The following is a 14,441-nucleotide window of genomic DNA, read 5'->3' on the forward strand; positions in this document are numbered from 1 at the left end:
CTGTCGCCGCCGTAGTCGATTTCGAGTTCTTCCACGGCCTCTTCCTGGTCGGCGTTGGTGGAGCTGATCTTGAGGCTGCCGGGCGCGATGATGCAGCGCACGCCCTTGAACTTGTCGCTCGTCATGATCGCGGCGCGCTGCAGTGCGTGCAGCAGCGTCTGGCGGTCGATGGTGAAGTTGTTCTTGTAGCCCTTGGGGATCACGCGGGTGTAGTCGGGGAACTTGCCTTCGACGAGCTTGGAGATCAGTTCGATGTCGGCGAAGGTGAGCTTGACCTGGTTGCTGGCGATCTCCAGCTCGACCGGCGCGTCCTGGTCTTCGAGCAGGCGCTGCAGTTCGAGGATGGTCTTGCGCGGGATGATGACTTCCTGGCGCTGGAAATTCTGGTCGGTCTCGACCTGGCAGAACGCGAGGCGGTGGCCGTCGGTGGCGACCGCGATGACGTTCTTGCCGTCGACGACGAGCAGGAGGCCGTTGAGGTAGTAGCGGATGTCCTGCTGGGCCATCGCGAAGTGGACCATGTTGAACAGGTGCTTGAGCGTCTTCTGCGGCAGCGTGACCTTGGCGTTGAAGTGCTCGGCCTGCGCGACGGTCGGGAATTCTTCGGCGGCCAGGGTCTGCAGCGCGAAGCGCGACTTGCCGCACTGGACGGTCATGCGCTTGTTGGCCAGCGAGAGGGAGACGTCGCCGGAGTCGGGCAGTGCGCGCAGAATGTCGAGCAGCTTGCGCGCGGCGACGGTGGTGGCGGCGACTTCACCGCCGCTGCCGACGTCTGCCGTCGTGGTGATCTGCACTTCGATGTCGGTGGACAGGAAGGAGACTTTTTCGCCGTCCTTGCGAATGAGGATATTGGCCAGAATCGGCAGCGTGTGCCGACGCTCGACAATACCGCTCACGATCTGCAGAGGTCGGAGAAGCGTGTCTCGTTGGGTTTTGACCAATTGCATGCTGTTGTCCTTGTAGTAATTAAGTTGAGACAGTGCTGTTACTGGTGCTGCTTGTGGTTGACCTGGATGTTGGTGACGCCAGGACGCAGGGGCCGGTCTTTAAAAGGACAGATTCCGGCCCGCCCGATCAAACGCAAAATATCCTCTATTTTGACAGAAAAGGGGGGTGTCCAAGGAACCAAAGTGAGGGTTTTTTGCCGCCATTACAAGAGGATGGGCAGCGCCGGGAGGGCGCTGCTTGTTATTTGGGCAAAGGGCATTGAAAAGTTATCCACAGGCCAATAGGCAGCTGTGGTTAACCTTTCAGGGTCTGCTCGAGGACGTGCAGCTCGTGGTTCACTTCGGGGTTCTTGGACCGGTCGGCGGCGATCTTGCGGACGGCGTGCAGGACCGTGGTGTGGTCGCGGCCGCCAAAGAGTTCGCCGATTTCCGGCAGGCTTTTCTGGGTCAGTTCCTTGGCCAGGTACATCGCGATCTGGCGCGGCCGGGCGATGTTGGCCGGGCGTTTCTTGGAGTACATGTCGGCGACCTTGATATTGAAGAAGTCGGCGACGGTCTTCTGGATGTTCTCCACGGAAATCTGCCGGTTCTGCACCGACAGCAGGTCCTTCAGTGCTTCCTTGACAACATCGATCGTGATGTCCTTGTCGTGGAAACGCGAGTAGGCCAGGATCTTGCGCAGCGCGCCTTCCAGTTCGCGCACGTTGGAGCGCAGGTGCTTGGCGACGAAGAAGGCGACGTCGTCGTTCAGCGATACGCCTTCCTGTGCCGCTTTCTTCAGCAGGATCGCGACCCGCATTTCCAGTTCCGGCGGCTCGACGGCGACCGTCAGGCCGGAGTCGAACCGGGAAATCAGGCGGTCGTCCATGCCGGTGATTTCCTTCGGGTAGGTATCACTGGTGATGATGATTTGTTTCTTCGCAGCAATCAACGCTTCGAACGCATAGAAGAATTCTTCCTGCGTGCGGCTCTTGCCGGCGAAGAACTGGATGTCGTCGATCAGCAGCATGTCCAGCGAGTGGTAATAGCGCTTGAAATCGTCGAAACCCTTACGCTGGTAAGCGGTCACTACGTCTCGAACATATTGTTCCGCGTGGATGTAGCGGATGCGAACGTTGGGATTGTCCTGCAGCAGCTGGTTGCCGATCGCGTGGATCAGGTGGGTCTTGCCAAGGCCGACGCCTCCGTACAGGAACAGCGGGTTGTACGACACGCCGGGGTTGTTGGCGACCTGGATGGCGGCGGCGCGGGCGAGCTGGTTGGCCTTGCCGGTCACGAAGTTTTCGAACGTCAGGACCGGATTGATCTTGCTCTGGTCGCGCTTCTTTGTTTCCTCGATGACAATATCGACGCGCTCGATCGGGTCAGGCATGTCGGCATAGTCGGTGCCGCCGGCGGTGCCGGCAAGCGCCGGCGATGCGGACGGCATCGGCGCCGGAGCCGGCTTGCGGGCGACATTGGTGCGCGGGTCGAGCACGAACTGGACGTCGATCTGCTGCTCCCAGTGTTCGGCGGCGAGGGCGGTGATGCGGCCGGCGAACTGGGTCTTGACCCAGTCCAGCTTGAAGCGGTTGGGCGCGGCGATGCGCAGGCAGCCGTCCTCGAAGTCGAGCGGAACGAGCGGTTTGATCCAGGCGCTGAATTGCTGAGGCGTGAGTTCCTGCTCCAGTTTCGCGGAGCAAGCTTGCCAGAAATTTTCCATGAAAATTTTTCTAATGTTTGCTTTGTGGAAAATATAAAAGCCCTTGCGACTGCTCTCCTCCGGCAGTCCGCTGCACAGTCGGTGCCGGGGCGGGCGTGACTGCGCAGTGGAGTGCGGGAGCGGCGTGTCGGCCGGGCCCGGTTCCACAGGGAGGGGTATTCTAACGCCGGGAGATGCAGTTATCCACAGCCTGCGTCATTTTTCCGACATAAAAAAGTGCTTGCAAATGTGGATAATTTGGGCTTGACCAAGCGAGGGGGCCGGCGGCAACACAAGGGGAAAAATTGCCGGCCGGGACCGTTATCAGCCTTGCCAGAAGACTGATGACAGGAGGGCATGAAGAAACGGAAAAAACAGCCGGCGCTGCGCTTTTCCTTTCGGGTATTTCCCTAAGTTATTGACAGACAAGCAGAAATTGAGGTTTAATTGCGGGTTCACTGCCTGTCGCGTTTTGTGCGTGGCCACAAGACAAGAATGGGCTGCGTAAAAAATGATCTCACCCATTTGATCCCACCCATTTTTGCAGATTAGCGAGACCAAAAAATGAAACGTACTTACCAACCTTCCGTTGTCCGCCGCAAGCGCACCCACGGTTTCCGTGTCCGCATGGCTACCCGCGGTGGCCGCGCTGTCCTGAACGCGCGTCGCGCCAAGGGCCGCAAGCGCCTGGCTGTCTAAGCCAAGCCCTGCACCCCATCGCTGCCGGCGTGAGCGAAGAACGTTCACACTCCTACGCACGCACCCGGCGCATCGTGAAAACGGATGATTTTTCATCCGTTTTTCGTTTGCGGCCCGTGCAGCGGACCGCGCATTTCGTCCTGTACGCGCGCAGCAACCAGCTGGACCGCGCCAGGCTGGGTGTCGTGGCCGCCAAGCGCTTTGCGCCGCGCGCCGTGACCCGCAATACGATCAAGCGCGTCACCCGCGAACTGTTCCGCCAGTCCAACCTGCCGGCGATCGATTGCATCGTCCGCCTGTCGCAGCCCGTGAATTCGAAGGCCGGTCCGGCAACCAGCAGCAGCCTGAAGGCGACGCTGCGGCGCGAGCTCGCGCAATTGCTGGGTTCGCAGACGGTGAAATCGCCTTCGCCCGCTCCGGAATCCCGGTGATGAAAACGCTTTTGCTGCTACTATTGCGCGCGTACCAGCTGGGCATCAGTCCTTTCCTCGGCCAGAATTGCCGTTTTTATCCGAGCTGCTCCTCCTATGCCGCCGAAGCGATCCGTGAACACGGCGCGGCGCGGGGCAGCCTGCTCGCAGCGAAACGTCTGTGCAAATGCCATCCGTGGCATCCGGGCGGACTGGACCCGGTACCGACAAAAGCGGCGCAGCGCCATGCGGACTGCGCCTGCCAGCATCATTGAATTTACTAGCTCAACAAAGAACTATGGATATCCAACGTACCATCCTGTGGGTCGTGTTCTCGCTGTCCCTGCTCCTGCTGTGGGACAACTGGATGCGCTATACGGGCAAGCAGTCGATGTTCTTCCCGACCCAGTCCCAGACCCAGCAGGCCGCCGCACCCGCCGCCGGCGCCGCTCCGGCCGCGAAGTCGGACGTGCCGCAGCCGAGCGCGACCGGGCAGGCGCCTGCCGCCGTTCCCGCCGGCCCGACGCCGGTCAAGAGCGAGATCGTCACCATCACCACCGATGTGATGAAGGCGGATATCGATACCGTCGGCGGCGAGCTCCAGCGCCTGGAACTGCTCAAGCACAAGGACACCGTCGACCAGAGCAAGAACATGGTGCTGTTCGATGCCGGCACCAAGCATGTCTACCTGGCGCAGACCGGCCTCATCGGCGGCAACTTCCCGAACCACAAGTCCGGCTTCGTCGCCCGCCCCGGCCCGCGCGCGCTGGACGGCAAGGATGAAGTGCAGCTGGTGCTGGAATCCGAACAGGGCGGCGTGAAGCTGGTGAAGACCTACACCTTCCGCAAGAACGATTACACGATCGGCATCAGGCATGATGTCGTCAACGCCAGCGGCGCGCCGATCAGTCCGTCGCTGTACATGCAGATCGTCCGCGACGGCAACCGGCCGGAAGGCGAGTCGGAGTTCTTCGGCACCGGGACGTACACCGGTCCGGCGGTGTATACCGATGCGGAGAAATACCAGAAGGTCGATTTCGCGGACATCGAGAAGGGCAAGGCCAAACACGTCACCAAGTCCGACGACGGCTGGGTGGCGCTGGTACAGCATTACTTCGTGTCGGCACTGCTGCCGCCGGAAAATGTTTCGCGCGAAATCTACACGAAGAAAATCGACAACAACATGTACTCGATCGGAACCATCCTGCCCGTCGGGACGGTGGCGCCGGGCGCAACCGCGTCCATGGACGCGCGCCTGTACTCCGGCCCGCAAGAATCCGATCGTCTGGAAAAACTGGCGCCCGGCATGGAGGTCGTGAAGGACTACGGCATGCTGACGGTGATCGCCAAGCCGATCTTCTGGCTGATGGAAAAGATCCATGGCGCGCTCGGTAACTGGGGCTGGACCATCATCGTGCTGACCATCATCATCAAGCTGATCTTCTTCCCGCTGTCGGCCGCGTCCTACCGCAGCATGGCGAAGATGAAGACGGTCACGCCGAAGATGCAGGCTATCCGCGAGCGTTACAAGAGCGACCCGCAGAAGATGAACCAGGCGCTGATGGAGCTGTATCGCACCGAGAAGATCAACCCGCTGGGCGGCTGCCTGCCGATCCTGGTGCAGATCCCGGTGTTCATCGCGCTGTACTGGGTGCTGCTAGCCTCCGTCGAGATGCGCAATGCGCCCTGGCTCGGCTGGATTCAGGATCTCGCCTCGCCCGATCCGTGGTACATCCTGCCGGTCGTGATGGCGGTCTCGATGTTCATCCAGACCAAGCTGAACCCGACGCCGCCGGACCCGATCCAGGCCAAGGTGATGCTGTTCATGCCGATCATCTTCTCGGTGATGTTCTTCTTCTTCCCGGCCGGCCTCGTGCTGTACTGGGTGGTGAACAACATCCTGTCGATCGCGCAGCAGTGGGTGATCACGAAGAAGATCGAGAGCGGCCAGCCGGCTTGATCGCCTCGGTGACCAAGGAAGCCCGTGCGATGCGCGGGCTTTTTTGTTTGGGGGGTATCGCCCATAAAGGACTGTAGGGTGGGCAGAGCGAAGCGAAACACACCGTGCGCCTCGGCAGAAGTGGTGCTGGTGGGTTTCGCTTCGCTCTACCTACCCTGCGTTTCTTTATTGGTTGTCGAGTAATACACCCAACCGTTGCAATTCCATCCCCACCACCCGTTTTCATTTGATCAGCAACCATCCCCACCCCTAGAATCACCCCATGAACTTCGACTCTTCCCCCATTGCAGCCATCGCCACCGCCGCCGGCCGCGGCGGCATCGGGGTGGTGCGCATCTCCGGCAAGAACATAGCGCCCGTCATGCAGGCACTATGCGGGACGTCCTCGCTCAAGCCGCGTTACGCGACCTACCTGCCCTTCCTGAACGCGGATGGCACGGCGATCGACCAGGGCATTGCGATCTTCTTCAAGGCGCCGCATTCGTACACAGGCGAGGACGTGCTGGAACTGCAAGGCCACGGCGGGCCGGTGGTGATGCAGATGCTGCTGTCGCGCTGCCTGGAGGCCGGCAAGGACATCGGCCTGCGCGTGGCGCAGCCGGGCGAGTTCACGCACCGCGCCTTCCTGAACGACAAGCTCGACCTGGCGCAGGCCGAGGCGGTGGCCGACCTGATCGAGGCATCGACCGAAGCCGCGGCGAAGTCGGCCTCGGCATCGCTGTCGGGCGTGTTCTCGAAAACCATCCATGAGCTGGTCGACAAGGTGATCCACCTGCGCATGCTGGTCGAGGCGACGCTGGATTTCCCGGAAGAGGAAATCGACTTCCTCGAGAAATCCGATGCGCGCGGCCAGCTGGAGCGCATCCGCGCGGCGCTGGACGAAGTGTTCGCGCAGGCGTCGCAGGGTGCGCTGCTTCGCGAGGGCTTGAACGTGGTGCTGGCGGGCCAGCCTAACGTGGGCAAGTCTTCGCTGCTGAACGCGCTCGCCGGTTCCGACGTTGCCATCGTCACGCCGATCGCCGGCACCACGCGCGACAAGGTGACCGAGACCATTCAGATGGAAGGCATCCCGCTGCACATCATCGATACCGCCGGCATCCGCGATGCCGGCGACGAGGTGGAGCGCATCGGCATCGAGCGCACCTGGGGCGAAGTGTACAAGGCAGACGTGATCCTGCACTTGCTGGACGCGAGCCGCGGGCCGACGCGCGAGGATGAGGAAATCGTTTCGCGCCTGCCCGACAGCGTGCCAGTGCTGCGTGTGTGGAACAAGATCGACCTGTCCGGCCACCGGCCGGCGGTGGACCGCATGCCGGATGCGACGCATGTCTATCTCTCGGCGACCGACCGCCGCGGCATCGACCTGCTGCGCACCGAGTTATTGCGGGTGGCCGGCTGGCAGCAGACGGGCGAGTCGCGCTTCCTGGCGCGTGAGCGTCACCTGCTGGCGCTGAAGGCCGCGCGCGACCACCTCGAAATGGCGGCCGAACACGTTGCCAGGAATAACCGCACCAGCGACCATGCACTGGATCTGTTCGCGGAAGAATTACGAATCGCGCAGGAGCGTTTGAACAGCATCACCGGAGAATTCACGCCGGATGACCTGCTCGGCGTAATTTTCAGCCGTTTTTGCATCGGAAAGTGAAGGAAGTTCGGCGGGGCCAGGTTTTCGAGGCTTTTGTTTTTTATTAAAGCCGTGTAGTATTCGCCCACCAAATAAAGAAATCCGATTCCAGGATGATCGAAGGAGACACGGAAGCCCGCGGACGCAAGTCTCGCGGGCTTTTTATTGCGCGCTGTTATCAGCTTTGTGAATAGGTGTCATCACCAGAATAAAGCAGCGGTATTTGTTGCGGAGCAGTATTATTCTTCCTGTCTCCTCCAACTCTTCTTGAATTGGATTTGCCCGCTAACCGCAAGGTCAGCGGGCTTTTTTTCGCCTGTACGGGAAATCCCCTCCGGCCGGGCATCCAGCGCGGCCTGCAAGACCAGCTTCATCACCTCCCGCTCGGCCACCGACTCCGGCTTGCGCGCATATTTCGGCAACAGTCCGGCTTCGACGGCCTTCTCGACGGCGGCTTTGAGCATGTCGTTCGTGATGTTCATCGTTGCGTCTGGAATGCGTAGAGGCGCGATTATGCCCCATCCTCCGCCTCAAATGTTGACGTACGGCAATGCTTTATCCCCCGGGCCAAGGAGCCCGCCGCTTGAGCGGACACAAGATACAAAAATGACAAGGGTGTTATACCTGTAGCAACGCGACTACAGGAGCCCGAGCATGCATTCCCCCCTTCCCGACTTCGATGAACTGGCCGCCTTGCACCGGCGCGATCCGGCGGCGCTGGAAGCCTTGCGCCGCAACATGCTGCGCGATGCGGTTGACGAGGCACCGGCGCAGCACCGGGCCGCACTGGAACAATTGCTGGAAAAGATAGAGGCGACGCGTGCCACTGCAGGCACGCCGATGGAAGCGGCGGCAGCCGCGTTTCGCATGATGCAGGAATCGGTGGTGCGCCTGCACGACGGCTGGGAGCAGGCGCTGGAAGCGGTAGCCGGCCTGCAGACGACGCTGGTGATTGAACGCCTCCAGCGCAACGCGGCACTGCGCGCGGCCTGATGCCGGGGTGGTGGGACGTCGTCCTGCAGACGCTCGAAGCGGAGTTTTCCGACCTTTCGGAGCCGGCGCAGTTCGCTCGCATGGCGGTGCGCCTGCTGCTGGCAGTGATCCTCGGGGCGATGCTCGGCCTGGAGCGGGAACTGCGTGGCATGGCGGCCGGTTTGCGCACCCACATGCTGGTGGCGCTCGGCTCGGCGCTGTTCGTGGTGGTTCCGCTGCAGTCCGGCATGGAAGCGGATGGGGTGAGCCGCGTGCTGCAGGGCGTGATCTCGGGAATCGGCTTCTTGGGCGCGGGCGCGATCGTGAAGCTTTCCGGTGCCGGGGAGATTCGCGGACTGACCACGGCGGCCAGCGTCTGGCTGACCTCGGCCATCGGCATCACGGCGGGCATGGGCCGGGAAATGACTGCCGTGCTGACCACCCTGCTGGCACTGGCCATCCTGACGCTGTCGCACCTGAACACCCGTCCCGAAAGGCCGGACGACTAGCCTGCCTTGAGATTAATCAATAGAAAAATTCCCTTGCGAATCATTGACATGGCGCAGCTTATCCCCGGTTGTCCACAGTGTTTTCCACTGCGGGTGTGGGCAAGTGCGGCCTTAGCCCGCGGGATAATCGAGGTTGAAACGGGCTTCCTCTTCCGGGCTCATCGCATGGGAGAGGAACACGCTGCTGTCGGCAGCGGCGACGGAATGGCCGCAGTGCGGACAGGTAATCTTCCCGCTGCCGTCTGCGGTGTGCTTGCCGAATTCATTGATTTGGTACGGACGGCCGCAGCCGGAATTGATACAACGCTGGAAACGCATGGGACTTGCAGAATGACGTGAACGGGCAGAAGAGGCCGGCACGTATTCTATTGTCGCCAACGCAAAAACGAAAACGCCACGCCGCGCAAAAGCGCGCGTTGTTGATCACGATCAAATGACCGCCGCAGCCGGCGCTACGGCACCTCGGCCAGGATGCGGTGCGCCAGCGCGATGGCCTGTTCCAGCGCCTGCTCGGGGCTGTCGGAGGGCGCGTCCGCCGTATGCTGCCGGTCTTCGCTTGCCGCGCCGTCCTGGTGGCTGATCATCACGACGCCGCGGTATTTCCCGTCCGCCTCTTCCTGGATATCCGCCTGCGCAACCCAGTCTGCCTTGGTGTATTTGATCGCTGCCATCATTGCCTCCTTAGCTGGATCAGCTAGGACTGCAGTCCATGGAGGATGTTCTCGCGGCGTTGACGCTTAATTTTTGTCAAGAGGAAGCTAGAGCAAGCTGTACAAGGCCCATGCGATCAGGCCGATGCTCACCGCGGCGGATGCGGCGATGCACAAGAACGCGCGGATGCGGTTGCGGTTGAAGGACATGGTTGTTTTATTATCCCCCCGATTGCGCCAGCGCCGCTCCGATCGCGCCATAGAGCGCGCGGAGCAGGGCATCGAGCTCGTCGAGCAAGGGCGCGAGCTCGGCATCGGTTGCGCCGGCATGGATGCACTGCTCGATCCGTGACGACAATTCAGACACCATCCTTGCACCGAGCAGTCCGGCCGCACCCTTGAGCGAATGCGCGTGACGCCTCGCCTGTTCGCGGTCGTGCACAAGCGCGGCACGAATCTGCGCTGCCATGTCGCAGTGCGACTCCCTGAAGCGGGCCAGCATCTGCAGGAAGAACGCGCGGTTGCCGAGCGTTCGCGACAGCCCGCCCTGCACGTCGATGCCCTCGATCGCCAGCACCGGTTCGGCCGCGCATGCCGAAGGCGCGTCGTGCTGCACCACCGCCTGCGGGCACCAGCGGCCAATCGCCGCATACAGTTCGGCGGGATTGATAGGCTTGGCGAGATGCGCGTTCATGCCGGCGGCGAAGCAGCGTTCGCGCTCCTCGACCAGCGCATGGGCCGTCATCGCAACGATGGGCAGCGCGGCGAAACGGGCATCGGCACGGATGCGGCGCGTCGCTTCGTGGCCGTCCATTTCCGGCATCTGCACATCCATGAACACCAGGCCGTAGCGTTGCGGGCCGCCGGTCATCAACCTGTCGAGCGCGATGCGCCCGTTGGCGGCGACCTCGACTCGCACGCCGGCGGCCTGCAGCAGTTCGATCGCGATCTGCTGGTTGATTTCATTGTCTTCAACCAGCAGCACGGTGAGGCCGTCAAAGCGCGGCATGGGTTCCTGCGTGCGTCCCGGTTCAACCGGCGTGCCGGGCGCGACAAGCTCGGCCAGCGTGTCCGTCAGGGTGGACGCATTGACCGGCTTGAGCAGGAAGGCGTCCGCCTTCATGTGCTCGACGCGCTGCCGCGCTTCCTCGCGGCCGTGCGCGGTGACCAGCACCATGCGCGGCGGCGTGCCCAGCGAGTCGTCGTGCTTGACGGCGGCCACGAGGTCGAGCCCATCCATGCCGGGCATGTCGAAATCGGTGAACACCACGGCATAGGGCGCCTTGCTGTCGGCGCGATGGATCATGCCGAGCGCTTCGCCCGCATTGGCCGCGACGTCGACGCGCACGCCCAGCGCGGCGAGGCTCTCGGCCAGCACGGCGCGCGCATTCGGATTGTCGTCCACCACGAGCATGCGCAGGCCTTTGATTGCGGGCGGTGCGAGGACGCGCCGTTCCTGCGTGTCATCCAGCCCGAACCACGCGGTGAAGCGGATGGTGGTGCCGACGCCGACCGCGCTGTCGAGAGAGATGGTGCCGCCCATGAGGTCCACCAGTCGCTTGGCGATCGACAGGCCGAGGCCGGTACCGCCGTACTTGCGGGTGGTGGACTCGTCGGCCTGGCTGAAGGCACGGAACAGCTTGCGGGTCTGCTCGGAAGACATGCCGATGCCGGTGTCGCGCACGATGAACTCCAGCTGGATCCGGCCGGCCTCCGTTCCCAACCGGCGGCAGGCGACGAAGACCTCGCCCTCCTCGGTGAACTTGATCGCATTGTTGACCAGGTTGATCAGCACCTGCCCCAGGCGCAGCGGGTCGCCCACGAGGCCGCGCGGAATGTCGAGCGGGAACCGGAACAGGTATTCCAGCCGCTTTTCCTGCGCGCGGGCGCCGGTGACGGTGGCGACATTGCCGAGCACGTCGTCGAGATTGAAGCCCACATGCTCCATGTCGAGCTTGCCGGCCTCGATCTTGGAAAAGTCGAGGATGTCGTTGATCACGCCGAGCAGCGAGAGGCCCGCGCTGCGGATCTTCTCGATGTAGTCGCGCTGCTTGGGATCGAGCCCGGTACCCAGCGCGAGGTGCGCCATGCCGATGATGGCGTTCATCGGCGTGCGGATCTCATGGCTCATGTTGGCCAGGAACATGGACTTGGCGCGCGTGGTTTCCTCCGCATGGCGGCGCGCCAGTTCGGCTTCCTTCAGCTCGCCCTGGATCTGCCGCCTTTCGAGCCGGATGCGCTCGGCCATGCTGTGCTTGAGGCTGTCCTCGAGGCGCTTGCGCTCGGTGACGTCGGTCATGAAAGACAGCGTCGCCGGCTTGCCTTCCCATTCGATCATCACCGCCGACAGCTGCACCCACACCACCGCGCCGCTCTGCGCGTTGACGATGCGGAAGTTGTAGTACTGCTCGACCTGCTCGCCGCGCAGGCGCCGCAGGTGGTGGTCGGTGACCAGCGGCCGGTCTTCCGGATGGACGGCGCTGACGAAAGGTTGCGCAAACAGTCCTTCCTGGGTGGTGCCGGTGAGCTGCAGCACGCGCGGGTTGGCGAACACGATGCGGCCATCCTGCACCACCAGGATGCACTCGGTCACGTTGTCGATCACCTGCCGGTGATGCTCTTCGGACTTGTTGAGGTCGATCTCGAGCTGGCGGCGCTTGGTGATGTCCATGACCACCCAGACGGTGCCGCGCGACAGGTCGTCGGGCTTCACGGCGCGGCCGGAGAGGTAGGCCCAGAACAGGCTGCCGTCGCCGCGGCGCAATTGCAGCTCGGCCTCATAGGAGGCGCCGCGCCGTACGGCATCGGCCACCTCGGCGCCGGTCTTCAGGTAAGCCTCGCGCGAGGGGTAATAGGGTTGGAGCGATTTGCCGATCGGCTCCTCGGGCCCGACGCGGAAGATCTGGAACATCGCGCGGTTGGCCCAGTTGACGCGTCCGCCCGCATTCAGGAACACCATGCCGACGATGGAGTTTTCGAGGATGGTCTCGCGTTCGGCCAGCGTCTGCTTGAGCTTGTCTTCGAGCGCCTTGCGTTCGGTGATGTCGGTGATGAAGGCAAGCGCGGCGGGCCGGCCATCCCAGTCGATCCGCACCGCGCTCGATTCGACCCACAGCACTTGGCCGTCAAGGCGCACGACCCGGAATTCCGTATGGCGCGAATCCGGCGCATCGTCGCTCATGCGGCGCTGGTAGCGCTGCATGAGGGTGTCGAGGTCATCGGGATGAACCAGCGAGGCGAAGGGAATGCGCAGCAGCTCGTCCAGCGCGCGGCCCGACAGCGCGGCAGTGCGCGGGTTGCCGTAGATGACGCGGCCGTCCTGCACGACGACGATCGCCTCGCTCACGTTTTCCACCACGTCGCGGTAGAGGTCTTGCGAGCGGCGCAATGCGCGTTCCTCTTCGGCCTTGCGCGCATGGATGTCGGTAAAGGTGACCACCATGCGCCGCTGCCCGTTCTTCAGCGCGATGGCGTTGAAGCTGACCAGCGCGGTCAGCAGGCTGCCGTCGGCGCGGCGCACGCGCCATTCGTCGGGCAGGCGCGGCCGCGCGGAAAACAGTTCGGCAATGAAGCGATGGCCATGGACGGCGACGTCCGGGGGGGCGGCCAGGGTCCAGGAGCGGCCGACGATCTCTTCCGGAGGATAGCCGAGCATCCGGCAGAAGGCGCGGTTGACGCGCAGGAAGACGCCGTGCTCGTCGAGAAAACAGACGCCGATGCCGGCCGCGTCGAAGCCTGAACTCAGAAGTTCGTGGTCGTCGTGCGCAGAGGGATGTGGGATTGGCCTTGCCGTCATCATGCCGCCCGCTGGTTGTAGCTGCCCTCGATAGCAAGGGCAGCCGATTGCGCGGCGGGCGGCTCGCTAACGTGTCAACTCGGTGTCACCTTGATTTCCGGAAACACGATAGCAGATTCATGCCGGGCTGGCATCAGCGTGCGGTTTACTGTGTCGTAAACGACCACTCGCGAGTGGCGGCCTGCCCGTCGACGCGCCCGATGAACTGCACGTCGTAGATGGTGTTGGCCGACAGCACGCCCAGCGGGACGATGGCGGCGACCGACGGCGGCGTGAGCGGGTCAGCCGTGCCGCCGGCGCTCGCCCGGTTCTGCAGCAGCTGGGTCTCCAGCGGATTGCCGCCGCGCGGGCGGATGGTGAAGCTCTGCACTTCGATCACGGAAGTGATGTCGGCATGCACGCTGACCGGATAGCCGACTTCATTGCGCGAGGGTACCGGGTCGGGCACTTCGTGGTCGCTGAAGAAGTTGCGCGGCACGCGCTGCTGGCCGGAGAACGGGTAAGTGATGAACCTTCCCGCGCCGAGGCCCGCGTCGAGCCGGTCGGCAACGAAATTGGTGGTGAAGTAGGTGGAGCCGTTGCGCACCGTGGCCGCGCCGGCGCCGATCTGCAGGAATACCGGGTCGAGGATCACGAAGCGGTGGTAGATGGCGGCGAGCAGGTCTTCGGCGGCGTTGATGCCCGAGGTGTCGGAGGTGGAGGACAGCACTTCGCCATAAGCATAGGCGGAGCGGAACTGGTAGCCGGCGGCGGTCAGGCGGTCGCCCACCGTCTCACCGGTGAAACCCTGGGTGCCGGGTGTCTGCTCGTGGGTGATGACGTTATGGGTTTTCTGGTATTCGGAGTGCAGCTGCGCGGCCGCATCGGCCATGGGGGCGCGCACGAGCGTGCGAACGCCCGCCTGCTGGCGGCGGTAGTTGAACCATGCGACGCCGTCGGCTGCCGTGTTGCCGGTCGCCACCGGTGCGCCCGGCTCGGCAACGGCCGTCGCGTTCTGGGTGGTGACGCCGCCGCCACCGCCGTTGTCACCGCCGCCTCCGCCGCATGCGGCCAGTGCGAGCGATGCCAGGAGGGCGGCCAGGGCCGAGCGCTTGTGTCGCTCCATGTGTATTCCTTTTTCCAATTTTCAGACGCAAAAAGTCACGTTAGACGCGGCTGTTCCCATAAGGTTGCAAAGCTGAATGGAAACTTCC

At 63.0% G+C, this 14,441-nt stretch carries 14 protein-coding genes; 7 read left to right on the forward strand and 7 right to left on the reverse strand.

Annotation, left to right across the window (positions count from 1 at the left end):
• Both dnaN and dnaA read right to left on the reverse strand, forming a co-directional pair.
• Window positions 1-947, reverse strand: a 947-nt coding sequence (dnaN, locus tag VFF99_RS14490; RefSeq protein ID WP_325019063.1) for a DNA polymerase III subunit beta, incomplete at its 3' end; no start/stop codon positions are given.
• A 295-nt stretch (window positions 948-1,242) separates the two neighbouring features.
• Entirely contained in the window at window positions 1,243-2,649 is a 1,407-nt protein-coding gene (dnaA, locus tag VFF99_RS14495; RefSeq protein ID WP_325019064.1) for a chromosomal replication initiator protein DnaA, read from the reverse strand.
• Window positions 2,650-3,192: 543 nt separating this feature from the next.
• Between dnaA and rpmH the strand changes: the two genes are divergently transcribed.
• From rpmH to mnmE, 5 genes are all read left to right on the forward strand, one after another.
• Window positions 3,193-3,327: a 50S ribosomal protein L34 gene (gene rpmH / locus VFF99_RS14500; RefSeq protein ID WP_040041456.1), complete on the forward strand. Its 135-nt coding sequence runs from the start codon at window positions 3,193-3,195 to the stop codon at window positions 3,325-3,327.
• An 8-nt stretch (window positions 3,328-3,335) separates the two neighbouring features.
• Window positions 3,336-3,758 carry a ribonuclease P protein component gene (gene rnpA, locus VFF99_RS14505; protein ID WP_414691544.1) on the forward strand — a complete coding sequence of 141 codons (423 nt, stop codon included), beginning with the start codon at window positions 3,336-3,338 and terminating at the stop codon, window positions 3,756-3,758.
• Window positions 3,758-4,012, forward strand: coding sequence for a membrane protein insertion efficiency factor YidD (gene yidD / locus VFF99_RS14510; RefSeq protein ID WP_325019068.1), 255 nt, complete (start codon window positions 3,758-3,760; stop codon window positions 4,010-4,012). Before rnpA ends, yidD begins: the two co-directional genes overlap by 1 nt.
• A 23-nt stretch (window positions 4,013-4,035) precedes the next feature.
• The gene (gene yidC / locus VFF99_RS14515; protein WP_325019070.1) at window positions 4,036-5,697 is read left to right on the forward strand and encodes a membrane protein insertase YidC; all 1,662 of its coding nucleotides are present in this window, start codon (window positions 4,036-4,038) and stop codon (window positions 5,695-5,697) included.
• A 262-nt stretch (window positions 5,698-5,959) separates the two neighbouring features.
• Complete coding sequence (gene mnmE, locus VFF99_RS14520; RefSeq protein ID WP_325019071.1) at window positions 5,960-7,342, forward strand: tRNA uridine-5-carboxymethylaminomethyl(34) synthesis GTPase MnmE; 1,383 nt, start codon at window positions 5,960-5,962, stop codon at window positions 7,340-7,342.
• 218 nt (window positions 7,343-7,560) lie between these two features.
• Here the strand turns inward: mnmE and VFF99_RS14525 are convergent, their stop codons facing one another.
• A complete protein-coding gene (locus VFF99_RS14525) occupies window positions 7,561-7,803 on the reverse strand; it encodes a hypothetical protein (protein WP_325019073.1) in 243 nt (80 codons plus the stop codon).
• A gap of 172 nt (window positions 7,804-7,975) precedes the next feature.
• Between VFF99_RS14525 and VFF99_RS14530 the strand changes: the two genes are divergently transcribed.
• Together VFF99_RS14530 and VFF99_RS14535 are read left to right on the forward strand one after the other, a co-directional pair.
• Window positions 7,976-8,314 (forward strand): DUF3135 domain-containing protein, encoded by a 339-nt coding sequence (locus VFF99_RS14530; protein ID WP_325019075.1) that lies wholly within the window; start codon window positions 7,976-7,978, stop codon window positions 8,312-8,314.
• On the forward strand, window positions 8,314-8,802 hold the full coding sequence (locus tag VFF99_RS14535) for an MgtC/SapB family protein (RefSeq protein WP_325019076.1): 489 nt from the start codon (window positions 8,314-8,316) through the stop codon (window positions 8,800-8,802). The genes VFF99_RS14530 and VFF99_RS14535 overlap by 1 nt, the downstream gene beginning before the upstream one ends.
• A gap of 111 nt (window positions 8,803-8,913) precedes the next feature.
• On the opposite strand, the gene VFF99_RS14540 is transcribed toward VFF99_RS14535, so the two are convergent.
• From VFF99_RS14540 to VFF99_RS14555, 4 genes are all read right to left on the reverse strand, one after another.
• Window positions 8,914-9,120 carry a hypothetical protein gene (locus VFF99_RS14540; RefSeq protein ID WP_325019078.1) on the reverse strand — a complete coding sequence of 69 codons (207 nt, stop codon included), beginning with the start codon at window positions 9,118-9,120 and terminating at the stop codon, window positions 8,914-8,916.
• A gap of 134 nt (window positions 9,121-9,254) precedes the next feature.
• Window positions 9,255-9,473 carry a hypothetical protein gene (locus VFF99_RS14545; RefSeq protein ID WP_325019080.1) on the reverse strand — a complete coding sequence of 73 codons (219 nt, stop codon included), beginning with the start codon at window positions 9,471-9,473 and terminating at the stop codon, window positions 9,255-9,257.
• Window positions 9,474-9,672: 199 nt separating this feature from the next.
• Window positions 9,673-13,251, reverse strand: a complete 3,579-nt coding sequence (locus VFF99_RS14550) for a PAS domain S-box protein (protein ID WP_325019082.1) — start codon at window positions 13,249-13,251, stop codon at window positions 9,673-9,675.
• Between the two features lie 142 nt (window positions 13,252-13,393).
• Window positions 13,394-14,353 carry a CAP domain-containing protein gene (locus VFF99_RS14555; protein ID WP_325019084.1) on the reverse strand — a complete coding sequence of 320 codons (960 nt, stop codon included), beginning with the start codon at window positions 14,351-14,353 and terminating at the stop codon, window positions 13,394-13,396.
• Window positions 14,354-14,441: the final 88 nt, after the last annotated feature.

This window comes from Noviherbaspirillum sp., assembly GCF_035654295.1.
In the GTDB taxonomy this organism is placed as follows: domain Bacteria; phylum Pseudomonadota; class Gammaproteobacteria; order Burkholderiales; family Burkholderiaceae_D; genus Noviherbaspirillum.

Coding starts and splice junctions, on each gene's coding strand:
- dnaA (WP_325019064.1), bottom strand. CDS start 2,649: ATGGAAAATTTCTGGCAAGCTTGCTCCGCGAAACTGGAGCAGGAACTC.
- rpmH (WP_040041456.1), top strand. CDS start 3,193: ATGAAACGTACTTACCAACCTTCCGTTGTCCGCCGCAAGCGCACCCAC.
- yidD (WP_325019068.1), top strand. CDS start 3,758: ATGAAAACGCTTTTGCTGCTACTATTGCGCGCGTACCAGCTGGGCATC.
- yidC (WP_325019070.1), top strand. CDS start 4,036: ATGGATATCCAACGTACCATCCTGTGGGTCGTGTTCTCGCTGTCCCTG.
- mnmE (WP_325019071.1), top strand. CDS start 5,960: ATGAACTTCGACTCTTCCCCCATTGCAGCCATCGCCACCGCCGCCGGC.
- VFF99_RS14525 (WP_325019073.1), bottom strand. CDS start 7,803: ATGAACATCACGAACGACATGCTCAAAGCCGCCGTCGAGAAGGCCGTC.
- VFF99_RS14530 (WP_325019075.1), top strand. CDS start 7,976: ATGCATTCCCCCCTTCCCGACTTCGATGAACTGGCCGCCTTGCACCGG.
- VFF99_RS14535 (WP_325019076.1), top strand. CDS start 8,314: ATGCCGGGGTGGTGGGACGTCGTCCTGCAGACGCTCGAAGCGGAGTTT.
- VFF99_RS14540 (WP_325019078.1), bottom strand. CDS start 9,120: ATGCGTTTCCAGCGTTGTATCAATTCCGGCTGCGGCCGTCCGTACCAA.
- VFF99_RS14545 (WP_325019080.1), bottom strand. CDS start 9,473: ATGGCAGCGATCAAATACACCAAGGCAGACTGGGTTGCGCAGGCGGAT.
- VFF99_RS14550 (WP_325019082.1), bottom strand. CDS start 13,251: ATGATGACGGCAAGGCCAATCCCACATCCCTCTGCGCACGACGACCAC.
- VFF99_RS14555 (WP_325019084.1), bottom strand. CDS start 14,353: ATGGAGCGACACAAGCGCTCGGCCCTGGCCGCCCTCCTGGCATCGCTC.